Source organism: Nocardioides sp. T2.26MG-1 (genome assembly GCF_950101795.1).
Lineage (GTDB): Bacteria > Actinomycetota > Actinomycetes > Propionibacteriales > Nocardioidaceae > Nocardioides.
In genome coordinates, this window is the sequence record NZ_CATNLZ010000001.1 from 392412 (window position 1) to 408640 (window position 16229).

Below are 16229 nucleotides of genomic sequence, written 5' to 3' on the forward strand. Positions count from 1 at the left end.
AGCGCCCGGGCCATTGGTCCGGGCAGGATCACCCGACGTCGAGGGGCCGGGCGGCGTGCGGCAGCCAGTCGTGGGTGACGTGGTCGACGATGTGAACGCCGGCGGGGGCGGTGATCTCGTGGACGCCCGCGGGCACCCGGCCCTCCTTGAGCGCGTGGAAGACCTCCCACTCGCGGCGCTTGCGCCGGTTGCGGAAGCTGGTGGCGAACGACGCGGGGTCGGTCCAGTGCGCGAACTCCTCGCCGTCGAGGTACTTCAGCTCCACGCAGAGGCCCTGCGGCAGGGCGATCGAGCGCACGCCGACCGGGGTGGTGCGGATCTCCCACTCGAAGGCCTTGGTGTAGACGAAGTCCGGCCCGATCGGGAAGCCCCACTCCTCGGCGTTGCGGAAGCCGAGGTCGAGGTAGCCCTTCGACTCGCTCTCGACGTACAGGCCGTGTCGCGGCACCCGGACGATCGACTGCACGTTGCCGACCTGCCACCCGAGGTCCGCGATCGACACCTCGCCCTCGGTGGTCAGCACCATGTCGCCGTCCCACTTCCACGAGTAGCGCGTGGTGACCTGCGCGAAGCACCAGTTGTAGAAGTAGGACAGGGAGTGCACGGACAGCTCGTGCTGGGCCAGGTGCTCGGCGCCCGCGCGGGCCACCGAGAAGGGGTACGACGTCACCGTCAGCCGGTCGGACCGGCCGGCGCGGGCGGCGGCCTCGCGCGCGACCTCCGGGGTGCCGTCGTCCGAGCCGTTGTCGACCAGCAGCACGTGGTCGCAGGCCCGCAGCAGCGGCGGCAGCACGAACGGCAGCGAGGACGCCTCGTTCTTGACCCGGAGCACCGCGGTCGAGCCGGGGCGGAGGCCCCCCGGCCGCAGCCACGGCCAGGTGATGTCGAACTCCGTGTGGCCCTCGAGGTTGGACAGGCCCGTGGAGCCCCGGTGGAGCGTCACCGGGTGCGGCCCCACGCCTTGCGCAGACCGCGCCGCACCGGGGCCGGGATCGCGGCGCGCACGCGGTGCGGGACCTTGTGCGCAGGGTCGGCCGGGGCCGCCTGCTTGCCGGCACCGCCGCCACCCTTGACCTGCTTGCGGACGCGCTGCTCGGCCGCGATCACCGAGGACCGGGAGATCCCCTCGGACGCCTCGTACAGCTCGACGTAGGCCTCGCGCAGCTGGTCGAGGGCCTGGTGCACCTCGGCGGTGTCGCCGCCGGGGTCGGCCAGCTTGTTCAGCTCGGTCCACGTCTCCGCGGTCAGCTCGTGCAGCCGCGGCGGGAGCGCGAGGTCCTCGAGGGTCTGGGTCACCCGGCGCAGGCTCGGGTCGACGAAGCGGTGCCCGTCGCGGATCTGCTCGCTCTTCGCGTGCATCACGTGCTGGAGGCCGAGCTGCTCCCCGGCCCGCATCACGATCCGGGTCCAGTCGTCGAGGAGGTCGGCGTACCGGACGAAGATGCGCCCGCCGTCGGCGACGGACTCACGGGTGGCGCGCTCGGTGTGCAGCAGCATGTTCAGCCAGGACGCCGCGAGGTGCGCCGAGCCCGCGCGGTTGTTGTAGTAGGTCTGCTTGCTGCCGACCACCTCGGCGGGCGGACGGAGCATGGTCGCGAAGACCGGGGTGGCGCCGGTGCGGACGGCCGCGACCCGCCACAGCGCGAGGAACCAGCTCAGCCGCGGGTCCTTGACGACCAGCTCGGTGCTCACCGCGAAGTGCTCCTCGAGCCAGGCCGCGGTGGCGATCCGCTCGTGCTCACGGGTGGAGATGCGGCCGGTCTCGAACCACGCGTCGGGCCGCGCGTCGCTCACCTGGACGCCGGCCTCCTTGAGCAGGCGGTCGTGGTGCGCGACGACCCAGGCCGGCTCCCCGAAGCCCTTGGGGTTGGTCTCGTCGGCCACGACCTCGGGCTGCGGGACGTGCAGGCCCATGATCTGCATCAGCCCGGCCATGGTGCTGGTGCCGCTGCGGCCGGCGCCGGCCACGAAGAGCACCTTGCGGGGGTAGTCGGCAGGATCGATGTCGCTGGGGTCGGCGGGACGGTCACTCACGAGGGACGAGCCTAACGGTCAGTACCGTGAGGCCATGAAGTTCGGGCGGCGCGCACCACTGATCAGCGTCGTCGTCCCCGTCTACGACGTCGAGGCCTACCTGCCCGAGGCCCTCGACAGCGTGCTGGCGCAGACCCACCGCGAGCTCGAGGTCGTGGTCGTCGACGACGGGTCGACCGACGACTCGGGCCGGATCGCCGACGCGTACGCCGCCCGCGACCCGCGGGTGCGCGTCGTGCACACCGACAACCACGGGCTGGGCGCCGCGCGCAACGAGGGGATCCGGCACGCGACCGGTGCGCTGCTGACCTTCGCCGACTCCGACGACGTGGTGCCGCCGGACTCCTACCGGGTGCTGCTGCACCAGCTGCGTCGCACCGGCGGCGACTTCGTCACCGGGTCCGTGGCCCGGTGGGAGGGCGGGCAGCTGGTGGAGCCGCCGTGGATGCGCCGGCTGCACCGGCCGCGCGCGGCGTACTTCATCGAGCAGCACCCCGAGATCCTCGGCGACGTGTTCGCGTGGAACAAGCTGTTCCGGCGCTCCTTCTGGGACGACGCCGGATTGGCCTGGCCGGAGGGGATCCGTTACGAGGACCAGCCGACCACGACCCGCGCGTACATCGCCTCGCGGCGCTTCGGGGTCGTTCCCGACGTCGTCTACCACTGGCGCATCCGCCACGACGGCACGTCGATCACCCAGCAGCGCTCGTCGCTCGCGGACCTACGCGACCGGTGGCAGACGAAGCGGATGTCGCTGGCGACCGTGCGCGACTTCGGGTCGGACAAGGTCACGCGGGTGTTCGTCGACAAGGTGCTCGCCGGCGACCTGCCGCGCTACTTCACCGAGATCCCCGGCTGCTCCGACGAGTGGTGGGGCCTGCTCGTCGCGGGCGTCCGCGAGTTCTGGGGCGAGCGCACGCTCGCCGGCTCGGGCCTGCCGCCGGTGCAGCGGCTCACCGGGTGGCTGGTCGGGCAGGACCGGCGTGCGGACGCCGAGCTCGTGATGCGGTACGTCGCCGAGCACGGCGGCCCGGTCCCGCGGGTGCCGTCCCCGCAGGGGCCGCGGATCGACGTGCCGGGTCTCGACCCGAGCTCCGTCGACCCCGCGGCCCTCGCGCTGCGCGACCACGAGCTGCGCGGTTAGCCAGCCGCCGGGTGGGGGTCGCTCGGGGTAGCGTCACCGGCGTGATGGCTCTCGTGGACGGCGTGCCCCAGTGCTACGTCGACAACGACTGGATCTGTACGCGGTACTGGACCGACTACCGTCCTGAGCTGGTCGACGCCTCCGTCGAGCACCTGTGGATCACCGTCATCTCGGTGCTCGCTGGGCTCGTCGTCGCCGTACCTCTGGCGCTGGTCGCGCGTCGCAACGCCGCCGTCGAGTCCGTCGTCGTCGGAGCCACGACGATCATCTACACGATCCCGTCGCTCGCACTCTTCTCGCTGCTCCTGCCGTTCACCGGCCTCTCCCCCACCACGGTGATCATCGGCTTGGCCCTCTACTCGCTGACGATCCTGGTGCGCAACGTGCTCGCGGGGCTGCAGGGAGTGCCGGAGGAGATCCGTGAGGCGGCCCGCGGGGTCGGCTACTCCGACACCCGGATGTTGCTCAAGGTCGAGCTGCCGCTCGCCGTCCCCGTCATCGTCGCCGGACTCCGGGTGGCCACCGTGTCGACCGTCGCGCTGGCGACCGTCGGCTCGATCGTGTCGTACGGCGGCCTCGGCAACCTGCTGCTGCTCGCGGTCGGCAACCAGTTCAAGGCCCAGATCTTCGCGGCCAGTGTGCTGTGCGTCGCCCTCGCCGGCATCCTCGACCTCGGCCTGCTCCTCGTGCAGCGGCTGGTCACCCCCTGGACACGCCATGCTCGGTGACGTCTTCTCCTACCTGACGGACGGGTCGAACTGGTCCGGCTCCACGGGCATCGCGGCCTTCGCGATCCAGCAGCTGCTGCTGACCGTGACCTCGCTGGTCATCGCGGTCGTCGTCGGCCTCCCACCCGCGCTCTACCTCGGGCACCGAAGGTGGGGCGGCTTCCTCGCCGTGAACGTGTCCAACGTCGGTCGCGCCGTCCCGGTGTTCGCCGTCCTGCTGGTGCTCGCGCTCGGACCGATCGGCTCGGAGAAGTTCGGCCCCTTCGGCCGGGCCGGCCTCGCCACCCTCGTCGCGCTGGTGCTGTTCGCGCTCCCGCCGATCATCACCAACGCCTACGTCGCCGTCGTCGAGGTCGACCGCGGTGTCGTCGAGGCCGCCCGAGGGATGGGGATGGGTGAGGCAAAGGTCTTCAGCTCGGTCGAGCTGCCGCTGGCGATGCGGGTGGTGCTGACCGGTGTCCGGCTCGCGCTGGTGCAGGTCTGGGCGACCGCCACCATCGCCGCCCTGGTGGCCGGACCGGGCCTCGGGCGGGTGATCACGAGGGGTTTCGCCAACCACCGCACCTACGAGGTCGTCGCCGGAGCGATGATCGTCGCGGTCGGTGCGCTCCTGCTGGAAGGCGTCGCGATGCTCGTCGAGCGGTACGCCGACCCGATGCGGCGGGCCCGCCGCGAGATCGCCCGCGCGTCAGCCTGACCCCTGCGGGCGGCACGACGTCACGAAAACGCCATCGGCCCTTGTCGGTGGGCCGGGCTACTGTGGCGACGCGGGTACCGTCGGGTGCCCATCGGACACGCGCGGGGAATGTCTCGCGGGACACAGAAGGTGGTTGTACCCATGCAGATCAGTCGCGCATTCGCACTCGCCGCCGCAGGTGCCGTCCTGCTCACCACGGCCGCCTGCGGCGGCAGCGACCTCGAGGACGACGCGAGCGACCCCGCCTCGAGCGGCGCCGCCGGCGACAAGGGGACGGTCGTCGTCGGCGGTCAGGACTTCACGGAGAGCCAGATCCTGGCCGCGATCTACCAGTCGCTGCTCGAGGACGCCGGCTACCAGGTGCAGACCAAGCTGGTCACCACGCGGGATGTCTACCTGCCCGAGCTGAGCAAGGGCAATGTCGACATCGTCCCCGACTACCTCGCCGGGCTGACGGACTTCCTCAACACACAGAAGAACGGTCCCGACGCCGAGGCGGTCTCCAGCAACGACCCCGCCGCCACGCTGGCCGCGCTGGAGCCTCTCGCCGAGGAGCAGGGCATCTCGATCCTGCCGCCGTCGGACGCCACCGACCAGAACGCCTTCTTCGTCAGCCAGGACTTCGCCGAGCAGAACGATCTGAGCACGCTTTCCGACCTGGCCGCGCTCGGCGAGCCGGTCAAGCTGGGCGCTCCCCCGGACTGCGAGGGCCGGTCCGACTGCGAGGGTGGTCTGACCAAGGTCTACGGCCTGGACATCTCCGAGATCGTCCCGCTCGACTTTGCGAGCGCCCAGGTCAAGGACGCCGTCAAGAACGGCGAGGTGCAGCTCGGCGAGACGGGCACCACGGACGGCACGCTCGAGGACCTCGGGCTGGTGCTGCTCGAGGACGACAAGGGCATCCAGCCTGCCCAGAACCTCACGCCCGCGGTCAACTCCGACTTCCTGGCCGACAACCCCGATCTCGAGGACACCTTCAACAAGCTGTCCGAGGCCCTGACCACCGATGACCTCGCAGCGATGAACGTCCAGGTCGACCTCGAGCGCAAGAAGCCGGCCGACGTCGCGGCGCAGTTCCTCGAGGACAAGGGCATCCTCTGAGGCCGACTATGAGCGCCGAGGTGATGATCCGACTCTCGGGAGTCGGCAAGACGTACGACGACGGCACCGTCGCGGTCCACGAGCTGGATCTCGAGGTCCAGCGAGGCGAGCTGGTCTGCCTCGTGGGCCCCTCCGGGTGCGGCAAGTCGACGACCTTGAAGATGATCAACCGGCTGATCGAGCCGACGACCGGGACCATCGAGATCGACGGCCAGGACGTCACCCGCCAGGACCCGGTGCAGCTGCGCCGCGGGATCGGCTACGTCATCCAGCAGGTGGGGCTGTTCCCCCACCAGAAGATCATCGCCAACGTGATGACGGTGCCACTCCTGTACGGCGAGTCACGGACCACCGCCCGTGCGCGCGCCCGGGAGCTGCTCGAGCTGGTGGGGCTCGACCCGGCGACGTACGCCGACCGCTACCCCAGCCAGCTCTCCGGCGGGCAGCAGCAGCGCGTGGGCGTCGCCCGGGCGCTGGCGGCCAAGCCGCCGGTGCTGCTGATGGACGAGCCGTTCGGCGCGGTCGACCCCCTGGTCCGGCTGCGGCTGCAGGACGAGTTCCTGCGGCTGCAGCGCGAGCTCGGGGTGACCGTGGTGTTCGTGACCCACGACATCGACGAGGCGGTGCGGCTCGGCGACCGGGTGGCGGTGTTCGCCACCGGTGGCCGGCTCGCGCAGTACGACACCCCGGCGCGGCTGCTCGGCCGGCCGGCCGACGACTTCGTCGCGGAGTTCGTCGGGTCGACGTCGGGGCTGCGACGCCTCGACGTGACCCCGCTCGACCCGGCCCACCTCGAGCCGCTCGACGGCGTCCGCACCGGCGACATCGGGGCGGCGATCGACGTCGACAGCACGCTCGGCCACGCGATGGCCGTGCTGCTGCGCGACGACGCCGGCATGGTCGGCGTACGCGACGGCGCGCAGTTCGTCGGCGTGCTCACCCCCAACGGCATCCACCGGGCGCTGCGGGCAGCGCTGGCCGAGATGACCGAGGCGTCCGCCTGAGGACCTCTAATCGACCGGCACGTCGCGGTGCCAGGACTCGGTGACGTACTTCGTCTTCCAGCCCATCGACGTGTAGAGCCCGGCCGCACCGGTGGGCGAGTCGGCGTCGACCTCGAGGCCGACCCGGTCCCGCCCGCGGGCGGCGGCGTCGGCGATGATCGTGCGCAGCAGGCCCTTGGCCACGCCGCGGCCGCGCGCGGCCTCGAGCACGCCCAGGTAGGACACGTACGAGCCGTCGGGCCCGGTGGCACTCTCCGAGACCGTGCCGATCAGGGCGCCGACCGGCCGCGGGGTGCCGTCGTCGTCGATCAGCTCCGCGAGCCACCAGTGGTCCCAGCGGTGCCCGGGGTCCTCACGCAGCCGGTGCAGGAACTCCTCGAACGTCTCCTCGCTCGAGTTGAAGTGGTCCACGAACGCGCCCTCGAGGACCTCGTGCACCTCGCGGAGGTCGCCCTCGTCGGGCATCCCCGCGCCGGTACGGCGCACCAGCCGGAACACCACTCCGCCGTCCTCCCAGTGGTCCGGGGTGGCGACCAGCCCCTCCTCGTCGGGAGCGACCGGCCGGGTCATCTGCCACCACGTGCGGACCTTCTCGAACCCGTTGGCGCCCAGCCACCTGGCCTGGCGCTCGTCGCCCGCGAAGGAGCCGGTGTCGATCTGCTGGACCGACAGCCCGCGGGCCCGCCCGACCGAGTGGGCCTGGGCCTCGGCCCACTCCACGAGCAGGTCGGAGCAGCAGTCGGCGATGTCGTCGGGCAGGTCGCGCTCGACGATGTGCACGAACAGCATCCGGCCGACCGAGCGGTCGTGCACGCTGCCCCAGGCCTGGATGTCGCCGTCGGCGTCGCGGACCACGACGTTCTCCCGCATCCGCAGCCCGTGCTCGGAGACCTCCACGAGCACGTCGTCCACCCCGGAGCCCGCCCAGCCGCGGCCGTGCCGCTCGTGGGCGCGCAGCAGGTGGGTCAGCCGGGCGACCTCGAAGCGGTCGGCCGGGTCGGGGGTGCCGACCGTCCAGCCGTGCGGCAGCCCGGGCAGGTCGCCCAGCAGCGCGTCGGGGTCGCTCTCGAACCGGTTCTCATGGGGGATCACGACCAAGCAGTCTGCCGCACGCCGGGCACAGGGAAACGTGGGCAAGGACTCATCGGGATCCTCACCAGCCCCACAGACGCGAGGGAACTCGCTCCTGTGGTGTGAAGCGTCACGACACAGGAGCGAGATCCACCGCCTGGGCGGTGAATCTCACGCGTGCCTGCGCTGACCCGCCTCGGCCGCGTGCCAAGCCTGGGTGACGACGTCGAGCTCGGCGCGGACCACGTCGAGCTCCTGCTCCAGCTCGGCGACCCGGACGATCGCCTCGGCGGCGCGCTGCTCGGCGGCTGCCAGGCTCTCCTCGACCTGCCGGCCGGTGCGCTCGGCGGCGTCGGCGCGCCGGGCCTCGGTGTTGAGCTTGCGGGTGGCGTCGGCGGCGCGGCCCTGGGCCGCGGTCAGGGCGTCCTCGAGCTCGTGGATCGCCTGCTCCTGGCCCGCGACGCGGGCGCGCATGGTCTCGGCGAACGCGGCGTTCTCGGCGGTGCGGGCCTCGGTGAGGGCGCGGTAGGCCTGCGCCTGCTCCGCCCGGTCACGAGCCGCCTCACGGCGGGTGGCGACGAGCTCGGAGTGGGTGATGCGGGTGGCGGCCGCGCCCAGCACCACGGCGACGACGGCGGCGAGCGTGACCAGGACGGCCGAGTCGGTGGCGGCGGCAGCCGCGACGACGAGGGCGGCGAGGACGAGGAGGACGACGGCGACGGTCAGGCGGGTGCTGCGCTGGCGGCGGCGGGAGGCCGGAGCTGGGGAAGAGGCCATGCAAGCAGGTTAGACATCATCGTCGTCGGAACGGACGCGACACGCGCGCTCGAGCAGGAGCGAGGTGACCACGATCCCGACGCCGCCGGCGGCCGCGACGGCCGAGCGCCACGCCCGCTGGTTGGCGAGCTCGGTGTCGACGCCGAGCCAACTGACGGCGTACCCCAGGTAGCCGCCGGCCACCAGCGCGCCGACGAGCGCGCACGACCGGGCGAGCACGAGGCGGTTGACCGCCCGGTGCGGCTCGAGGCGCTGCTGGTGGACCTGCACGGTGCGCCAGGTGAGGTACGCCGTGGCGCCCAGGATCGCGGCGACCAGCAGCAGCGCGAGTGGCTGGGCCCAGGTCACGATCGGGGCGGTGTCGCGGAACCGCTCGGCGGCCGGGTGCAGCAGCCAGCCCCCGATGAGGCCCACGACGGCCCAGATGGTGAGCGCAGCGCCGGACGTCGGCCGGAGGTGTCCGGTCGGCTGCGGCTCCTCGCCGGGCTCGTCACCCGGGGGCCTGGCGCTCACCGAGCGGTCACTGGATCTCGAGCACGAGGTCGTCGCGCAGCTTGAGGCCGCTCTGGTCGGTCTGCTCGAGCAGCTCGGCGACCGGGCCGCGCTCGGGGAGCTCGGCGGTCGGGTCGACGTCGAGCCAGGGCCGCAGCACGAACGCCCGGTCGGCGGCGCGCGGGTGGGGCAGCCGCAGCGACTCGTCGTCGCTGCGCCGGTCGCCCACCACGATCAGGTCGACGTCGAGGGTCCGCGGCGCGTTGCGCTGCTCGCCGCGCTCGCGGTCGAACGCGTCCTCGATCGCGAGCGCCCGGTCCATCAGCCGCGTCGCCGCGAGGGTGGTGTCGATCAGCACGACGGCGTTGAGGTAGGTCTTGGCCTCGGGCGGGCTGTCCACCGGGTCGGTCTCGTAGACCGGCGACACCGCCGTGATCCACACGTCCGGGGTGTCCGCGAGCGCGTTGATCGCGCCCTGGAGGCTCGTGAACCGCTCCCCGAGGTTGGACCCCAGGGCGAGCACGGCGCGACGGATCGGGCGCATCTCCCCGGTCAGCGTGTCGGCGTCGATGATGTTGGGGTTGGGGGTCTCAGTCACGGGGGCCCTCACGTTTCCGGGTGATCGTCAGCGTGACGTCCGAGAACGTCGCGTCGATGGGTGCATCTGGCTTGTGGACCGTCACCCTCGCCCATTCAACACGGCCGTCCAAGAGGCAGACGTCCGCGATCCGCTGGGCTAGAGCCTCGATCAGGTCGACCGGATCCTTCTCCACGGCGGCTAACACCGAGGCCACGAGACTCCCGTAGTCGACGGTGTCACGCAAGTCGTCGGATGCCGCCGCGGGGGCGGTGTCGACCCCGAGGACGAGGTCGATCACGAAGGTCTGGCCCTCGCGCCTCTCGAACTCGAAGACGCCGTGGTGGGCGAAGCACTCGATGCCGGTGACGGCCAGCTCGTCGGTCACTCCTGGTCCTCCCCGCCCAGCCGTGCGGCGACCCGCAGGGCGTCCGACGCGGCTCGTACGTCGTGCACCCGCACGCCCCACACCCCGGCCTGCGCCAGGTGGAGGGTGATCGCGGTGTTGGCGTGCTCGCGCATCCCGACCGGGCGCGGGGTGCCGCCCCGGTCGGCCAGGAGCCGGCCGAGGAACGTCTTGCGGCTCGCGCCCACCAGCAGCGGGTAGCCGAGCGCGGCCAGCTCGTCGAGGTGTCGCAGCAGCTCCCAGTTGTGCTCGGGCCGCTTGGCGAAGCCGAGGCCGGGGTCGAGGATGATCTGCTCGCGCGCGATCCCGGCCGCCCGCGCCACCCGGACCCGGGCGGACAGCTCCTCGCACACCGCGGCCACGACACCGCCCGGGCCGTCGTAGACCGCGAAGTCGCGCATGTGGTCGGCGTGCGCACGCCAGTGCATGGCGACGTACGGCGCCCCGGCCGCGGCCACCACCTCGAGGATCCGCGGGTCGGCCAGGCCGCCCGACACGTCGTTGACCACGGTGGCTCCGGCGGCCAGCGCCGCCTCCGCGACCTCGGCGCGCATGGTGTCGACCGACACCACCGCACCGTCGGCGGCCAGCGCGGTGATCACGGGGAGCACCCGGCCCAGCTCCTCCTCGACCAGGGGCCGGGTGGCGCCGGGCCGCGTGGACTCGCCGCCGATGTCGAGGATGTCGGCGCCGTCGGCGAGCAGCTCGCGCCCGTGGGCGATGGCGTCCCGGGGCTCCAGCCAGCGCCCGCCGTCCGAGAAGGAGTCGGGGGTGACGTTGACGACGCCCATCAGCCGCGGCCGGGACCGGGGGGCGAACAGGTCGGCGGTCATGCGCTGGTCACCGTCGGGTCGTCCATGGCTCACCGCCGGTGGATCAGGGCCATGGCCTCGGCCCGGGTGGTCGGGTTGGAGCGCATGACACCGCGCACCGCCGAGGTGATGGTCCGGGCTCCGGCCTTCTTGACCCCGCGCATCGTCATGCAGAGGTGCTCGGCCTCGATCACGACGATCACACCCCGCGCCTCGAGCAGCCGCATCAGCGCGTCGGCCACCTGGGTCGTGAGCCGCTCTTGGACCTGGGGCCGCTTGGCGTAGACGTCGACGAGCCGGGCGAGCTTGGACAGCCCGGTGATCTTGCCGCTCTCGGCCGGGATGTAGCCGACGTGGGCGACCCCGGTGAACGGCACCAGGTGGTGCTCGCACATCGACCACAGCTCGATGTCGCGCACCAGCACCATCTCGTCGTGGCCGATGTCGAAGGTGGTGGTGAGGACGTCCTCGGGCTCCATCCGCAGCCCGGCGGTGAGCTCGGCGTACGCCCGCGCCACCCGCGCCGGGGTCTCGTGCAGGCCCTCACGCTCGGGGTCCTCGCCGATGGCGATGAGGAGCTCACGGACGGCGGCCTCGGCACGCGCCAGGTCGAACGACGGCACGTCCTTCGCGGCGCGAGCGTCCGGTCGGATCGAGTCGGTCATGCCGTCGACCCTAGATGACCGGACGCGCCGCGCTCATCGCGGCGGCAGGCCCGGGCTCGAGCCCGGGGTGCCCTCGACCCCGGGGTCGCCGTGCACGTCGCCGCCGGAGCCGGGCGGGGTCAGCACCGGCCCGGCGCTGCTCTCGTCCTCCTTGGCCTGGCCGTTGGCGGCGGTGCGGTCGCGGATCCACTGCGGGATCTCCACCGGCGGCAGCGTCGACGGGTTGCGCTGGTCGGAGCCGGTCCACGCCGGCCGCTCGGGACGGCGGCGCAGCGGCTCGAAGACGCGGGCGACCTGCTCCTTGTCGAGGGTCTCCTTGTCGAACAGCTCGAGCACCAGCGCGTCGAGGACGTCGCGGTTCTCCTCGAGGATCTCGAAGGCCTCCTGGTGGGCGGTCGCGAGGAGCTTCTTGGTCTCCTCGTCGACGATCGCCGCGATCTCCTCGGAGTAGTTGCGCGCGTGGCCGAAGTCGCGGCCCAGGAACGGCTCGGAGTTGGACTCGCCCAGCTTGATCGCGCCCAGGCGCTCGGTCATGCCGTATTGCGTGACCATCGCGCGGGCCAGGTTGGTGGCCTTCTCGATGTCGTTGCCGGCGCCGGTGGTCGGGTCGTGGAACACCATCTCCTCGGCCGCCCGCCCGCCGAGCATGTAGGCGAGGGAGTCGAGCATCTGCGAGCGCGTCTGGGAGTACTTGTCCTCGTCGGGCAGCACCATCGTGTAGCCGAGCGCCCGGCCGCGCGGCAGGATCGTGATCTTGTGCACCGGGTCGGTGCCGGGGAGCGCCGCGGCCACCAGGGCGTGTCCGCCCTCGTGGTAGGCCGTGATCAGCTTCTCCTTCTCGCTCATCAGGCGGGTGCGCCGCTGCGGGCCGGCGATCACCCGGTCGATGGCCTCGTCGAGGCTCGCGTTGGTGATCAGCTTCTCGTTGCCGCGGGCGGTCAGCAGCGCCGCCTCGTTGAGCACGTTGGCGAGGTCGGCGCCGGTGAAGCCCGGCGTACGACGAGCCACGGACAGCAGGTCGATGTCCTGGGCCATCGGCTTGCCGCGGGAGTGGACCTTGAGGATCATGTGCCGGCCGTTGAGGTCGGGCGCGTCGACGGCGATCTGGCGGTCGAAGCGTCCCGGGCGAAGCAGCGCCGGGTCGAGCACGTCGGGCCGGTTGGTGGCCGCGATCAGGATCACGCCGCCGCGGACGTCGAAGCCGTCCATCTCGACCAGCAGCTGGTTGAGGGTCTGCTCGCGCTCGTCGTGGCCGCCGCCCATGCCGGCGCCGCGGTGCCGTCCGACGGCGTCGATCTCGTCGATGAACACGATCGCGGGGGCGTTCTCCTTGGCCTGCTCGAACAGGTCGCGCACGCGGGAGGCGCCGACACCGACGAACATCTCGACGAAGTCGGAGCCGGAGATCGAGTAGAACGGGACGCCGGCCTCGCCGGCGACGGCGCGGGCCAGCAGGGTCTTGCCGGTGCCGGGAGGCCCGTAGAGCAGCACGCCCTTGGGGATCTTGGCGCCGACGGCCTGGAACTTCGCCGGCTCCTGGAGGAACTCCTTGATCTCGCCGAGCTCCTCGATGGCCTCCTCGCAGCCGGCCACGTCGGAGAACGTGGTCTTCGGCATGTCCTTGGAGATCAGCTTGGCCTTGGACTTGGCGAACTGCATCACGCCGCGGCCACCGCCGCCCTGGACCTGGTTCATCAGGAACAGGAACAGCAGGATGATCAGCGCGAACGGCAGCAGCGTGGCGAGGATCGAGCCGAGCAGGCTGGGCTTGGGCACGTCGACGTTGAACGTGTCGATCTTGCCCGCGTCGACCTGGGTCTTCACCTCGGCCTCGATATCGGCCTGGGTGCCGTCGAGCCAGAAGGCCGTGACCTTGTTGTTGTCGTCGAGCGTGGCCTTGATCTGCTGCTCGCCGCCGTCGACGAAGGTGATCTCCTTCACCTGGCCGGAGGTGATGTACTCCTGCATCTTGGAGGCGTCGACCTCGTCGCCCCCGCGGTTGGGCGCGAGGTACTGCAGGGCGAGCAGCACGCCCACCACGGCGAGCACGATCCACAGCCAGGGACCCTTGAATATGCGCTTCACAGGCTTCTCTCGACACGGCATTGCCGTCCCCCGGACGGCTTGCCGGGGAGACGCTCATCTGAACTGCCGACGGTACAGGCCACCGGCAATCGCCATTCTCTCAGGAACTCGCGGCTGTGGCGCAGTCGGCGTCCACGGCCGGGGCCTCCCGTCGCGTCGGGACTTGTGCACGTCGAGTCGTGACTTCTGCCAGTTGAGTCGGGACTTGTGCGCGGCATGGTCGCCGGAACCCCCGACTCAAGCGTCGAAACTCCCGACCCGACCGTCAGAAGTCCCGAATCAACGTCAGGAGTAGACGTGGGGGGCGAGCGTGCCGATGTCGCGCAGGTTGCGGTAGCGCTCCTTGTAGTCCAGGCCGTAGCCGACCACGAACTCGTTGGGGATGTCCCAGCCGACGTACTTCACCTCGACCGGCATCGTCAGGGCCTCGGGCTTGCGCAGCAGCGTGCAGATCTCGACGCTCGCAGGGCTGCGCGAGGAGAGGTTGGACGTCAGCCACGACAGCGTCAGACCGGTGTCGATGATCTCGTCGACCACGATCACGTGGCGTCCGGAGATGTCGGTGTCCAGGTCCTTGAGGATGCGCACGACGCCGCTGGACTTGGTGCCGGAGCCGTACGACGACACCGCCATCCAGTCCATCTCGAGGTGCCGGGTGAAGCTGCGGGCCAGGTCGGCCATCACCATCACCGCGCCGCGCAGGACGCCGACGATGAGGATGTCCTTGCCGGCATAGTCGGCCTCGATCTCCTGGGCCAGCTCGTAGAGCCGGTTCTGGATCTGCTCCTCGGTGAAGAGGACGTTGACGAGGTCGTTCTCCACGTGGGAAGCGTCCATGGCGGAGACTCTAAGTCAGCGACGCGGCTTGGTGACCGTCAGGGTGATGGTCGCGGACGACGAGCCCGTCACGGCCGTTGAGCCGAGGTAGACGGCCTTGAGGTGGTGCGTGCCCTTCGCGAGGCGGTGGAGGCCGATGGTGATCTCGCCCTTGTGACTGGCCTTGAGCCGGCCCCCGCCCACGACCGCGCGGCCCTCGCGGATCTCGACACTGCCGGTCGGCTTCGCGTCCTTCGGGCTCACGGTGACCTTGACGACGCCGTTCTGCTTGGTGGTGAGCTTCTTCTGCGCCAGGGTGGCGGTCGTCCTCGACTCGACCAGCTTCCTCTCCATCTCGGTCTCACCGAGGCTGAGCTTGTGCCGGGCCTTCGCGATCGTGAGGTCGCCGAGCACGAGCGGCTTGTAGCCGCGCCGCGTGAACGTGACGGTGTAGGTGCCGCGGCCGACCTCGAGGTAGAAGTAGCCGTGCTGCGGTCCGTTCTTGCGATCGCTGGCGTAGGTCAGCGCCGACGCGGCGGCCGTGCCGTCGGCCTTCGTGGCCTTGACCTCGACGTCGTCGACCGGCGTGCCGAACTGGTCGACGACCACGCCCTGGATGAGGGCCTGGCCCGCGCGAGCCGTGGCGGCGGGACCGGCGTGCGAGGCGGCGGACGCGGGGAGCGCCTGGGGCGCCACCAGCAGGGCGGCGATCCCCGCGGCGACGGCGGCGACGGTACGACGGGAGAGTGACATGGGGTTACCTCGAGCTCGGCGGGCACACGACCAGACGGCTGGTCACCGTGAGTGTGGACGGAAAATCGTCTGCCGGGGCCGGAACCTGAGGATTCTCAACCGTCCCGGTCGAGTCGGAGCCGGCCGTCGACGCGCCGGCAGCGCAGGTGGCCGGGGAGGTCCACCCACTTCTGTCCGTGCCAGTCGGTGAGCAACGCGTCCATGGCGAGCACGTGCTCGTGGAACAGCGCGGCGCCCGGGGCGCCGGCGGCGAGCGCGGCCAGCCGGAGCACGCGGCGCCGCAGCGGGGTCGGCTGGGCGAGCAGTCCGTCGACCGGGAGGTCGCGCAGCCCGGCGTACGCCGTCTCCGCGACGTCGTCGAGCAGATCCATGTCGTCGCGGAGCTGGTCGGCGGTGCGGGCGAGCGTCGCCGCGACCCCGGGGCCGAGCTGCTCCTCGAGGACGGGAAGCACGGTCCGGCGTACGCGCACCCGGGTGTAGCCGGGGTCGTCGTTGTGGGGGTCGTCCCAGAACGCGATGCCCTCGACCTGGCAGGCGGTCACGGTGTCGGCGCGGGAGACGTCGAGCAGTGGTCGCACGAACCGGTCGAACGCGCGCCGCATCCCGGCCAGGGAGCGGCCCCCGGAGCCGCGGGCCAGGCCGAGGAGCACGGTCTCGGCCTGGTCGTCGCGGGTGTGGCCGAGCAGCACCGCGGCGGCCCCGACGCGGCCGGCGATCTCGCCGAGCACGGCGTAGCGGGCCCGGCGGGCAGCGGCCTCCGGGCCCAGGCCGGCGGCCTCGACGTGCACGGTCGCGGCGAGCGTCTCGTCGGCGCCGAGAGCGGCCATCTGCTCGACGACGCGGGCGGCGTGGTCCGCGGAGCCGGGCTGCAGCCCGTGGTCGACGGTCGCACCCACCACCCGCCACCCGGCGCGCCGGGCCTCGAAGACCGTGGCGGCGAGCAGCGCGAGCGAGTCGGCGCCGCCGGAGCACGCGACGACCACGGTGCGGCCCGGGTCGACGTCGGCGAGCGCGCGGCGTACGGCGACCCGGACTGCCGCGACCGCGGGGTGCAGGGTCATCCGGGG

The 16229-nt window shown here is 71.8% G+C and carries 18 protein-coding genes; 5 read left to right on the forward strand and 13 right to left on the reverse strand.

What is annotated here, in order from left to right:
* Positions 1 to 28 precede the first annotated feature (28 nt).
* Positions 29 to 943: a hypothetical protein gene (locus QQZ14_RS01915; RefSeq protein WP_284532474.1), complete on the reverse strand. Its 915-nt coding sequence runs from the start codon at positions 941 to 943 to the stop codon at positions 29 to 31.
* The gene (locus QQZ14_RS01920; RefSeq protein WP_284532475.1) at positions 940 to 2034 is read right to left on the reverse strand and encodes a sulfotransferase family protein; all 1095 of its coding nucleotides are present in this window, start codon (positions 2032 to 2034) and stop codon (positions 940 to 942) included. The genes QQZ14_RS01915 and QQZ14_RS01920 overlap by 4 nt, the downstream gene beginning before the upstream one ends.
* Before the next feature lie 34 nt (positions 2035 to 2068).
* Between QQZ14_RS01920 and QQZ14_RS01925 the strand changes: the two genes are divergently transcribed.
* The 5 genes from QQZ14_RS01925 to QQZ14_RS01945 all read left to right on the forward strand — a co-directional run bounded on the left by QQZ14_RS01925 (position 2069) and on the right by QQZ14_RS01945 (position 6708).
* Positions 2069 to 3178: a glycosyltransferase family 2 protein gene (locus tag QQZ14_RS01925; RefSeq protein ID WP_284532476.1), complete on the forward strand. Its 1110-nt coding sequence runs from the start codon at positions 2069 to 2071 to the stop codon at positions 3176 to 3178.
* 44 nt (positions 3179 to 3222) lie between these two features.
* Positions 3223 to 3906 (forward strand): ABC transporter permease, encoded by a 684-nt coding sequence (locus tag QQZ14_RS01930; RefSeq protein ID WP_284533065.1) that lies wholly within the window; start codon positions 3223 to 3225, stop codon positions 3904 to 3906.
* Entirely contained in the window at positions 3896 to 4603 is a 708-nt protein-coding gene (locus tag QQZ14_RS01935) for an ABC transporter permease (protein ID WP_284532477.1), read from the forward strand. Before QQZ14_RS01930 ends, QQZ14_RS01935 begins: the two co-directional genes overlap by 11 nt.
* A 141-nt stretch (positions 4604 to 4744) precedes the next feature.
* On the forward strand, positions 4745 to 5704 hold the full coding sequence (locus tag QQZ14_RS01940; protein WP_284532478.1) for an ABC transporter substrate-binding protein: 960 nt from the start codon (positions 4745 to 4747) through the stop codon (positions 5702 to 5704).
* A gap of 8 nt (positions 5705 to 5712) precedes the next feature.
* Complete coding sequence (locus tag QQZ14_RS01945) at positions 5713 to 6708, forward strand: ABC transporter ATP-binding protein (protein WP_446740464.1); 996 nt, start codon at positions 5713 to 5715, stop codon at positions 6706 to 6708.
* A gap of 6 nt (positions 6709 to 6714) precedes the next feature.
* Here QQZ14_RS01945 and QQZ14_RS01950 read toward each other — a convergent pair whose 3' ends face one another.
* The 11 genes from QQZ14_RS01950 to tilS form a co-directional block, all read right to left on the reverse strand.
* Positions 6715 to 7800, reverse strand: coding sequence for a GNAT family N-acetyltransferase (locus QQZ14_RS01950; protein ID WP_284532479.1), 1086 nt, complete (start codon positions 7798 to 7800; stop codon positions 6715 to 6717).
* Positions 7801 to 7950: 150 nt separating this feature from the next.
* On the reverse strand, positions 7951 to 8556 hold the full coding sequence (locus tag QQZ14_RS01955) for a hypothetical protein (protein WP_284532480.1): 606 nt from the start codon (positions 8554 to 8556) through the stop codon (positions 7951 to 7953).
* A 9-nt stretch (positions 8557 to 8565) separates the two neighbouring features.
* On the reverse strand, positions 8566 to 9069 hold the full coding sequence (locus QQZ14_RS01960) for a DUF3180 domain-containing protein (RefSeq protein WP_284532481.1): 504 nt from the start codon (positions 9067 to 9069) through the stop codon (positions 8566 to 8568).
* A gap of 7 nt (positions 9070 to 9076) precedes the next feature.
* Entirely contained in the window at positions 9077 to 9646 is a 570-nt protein-coding gene (gene folK / locus QQZ14_RS01965) for a 2-amino-4-hydroxy-6-hydroxymethyldihydropteridine diphosphokinase (RefSeq protein ID WP_284532482.1), read from the reverse strand.
* The gene (gene folB, locus QQZ14_RS01970) at positions 9639 to 10013 is read right to left on the reverse strand and encodes a dihydroneopterin aldolase (RefSeq protein ID WP_284532483.1); all 375 of its coding nucleotides are present in this window, start codon (positions 10011 to 10013) and stop codon (positions 9639 to 9641) included. The genes folK and folB overlap by 8 nt, the downstream gene beginning before the upstream one ends.
* Positions 10010 to 10864 carry a dihydropteroate synthase gene (gene folP / locus QQZ14_RS01975; RefSeq protein WP_284532484.1) on the reverse strand — a complete coding sequence of 285 codons (855 nt, stop codon included), beginning with the start codon at positions 10862 to 10864 and terminating at the stop codon, positions 10010 to 10012. The genes folB and folP overlap by 4 nt, the downstream gene beginning before the upstream one ends.
* 29 nt (positions 10865 to 10893) lie before the next feature.
* Positions 10894 to 11508 carry a GTP cyclohydrolase I FolE gene (folE, locus tag QQZ14_RS01980; protein ID WP_284532485.1) on the reverse strand — a complete coding sequence of 205 codons (615 nt, stop codon included), beginning with the start codon at positions 11506 to 11508 and terminating at the stop codon, positions 10894 to 10896.
* 33 nt (positions 11509 to 11541) lie between these two features.
* Positions 11542 to 13593: an ATP-dependent zinc metalloprotease FtsH gene (ftsH, locus tag QQZ14_RS01985; RefSeq protein WP_446740465.1), complete on the reverse strand. Its 2052-nt coding sequence runs from the start codon at positions 13591 to 13593 to the stop codon at positions 11542 to 11544.
* A 285-nt stretch (positions 13594 to 13878) separates the two neighbouring features.
* Entirely contained in the window at positions 13879 to 14430 is a 552-nt protein-coding gene (gene hpt / locus QQZ14_RS01990; protein ID WP_284532487.1) for a hypoxanthine phosphoribosyltransferase, read from the reverse strand.
* 15 nt (positions 14431 to 14445) lie between these two features.
* On the reverse strand, positions 14446 to 15162 hold the full coding sequence (locus QQZ14_RS01995) for an Ig-like domain repeat protein (protein ID WP_284532488.1): 717 nt from the start codon (positions 15160 to 15162) through the stop codon (positions 14446 to 14448).
* 95 nt (positions 15163 to 15257) lie between these two features.
* Positions 15258 to 16223, reverse strand: a complete 966-nt coding sequence (tilS, locus tag QQZ14_RS02000; RefSeq protein WP_284532489.1) for a tRNA lysidine(34) synthetase TilS — start codon at positions 16221 to 16223, stop codon at positions 15258 to 15260.
* Between the last annotated feature and the right edge of the window lie 6 nt (positions 16224 to 16229).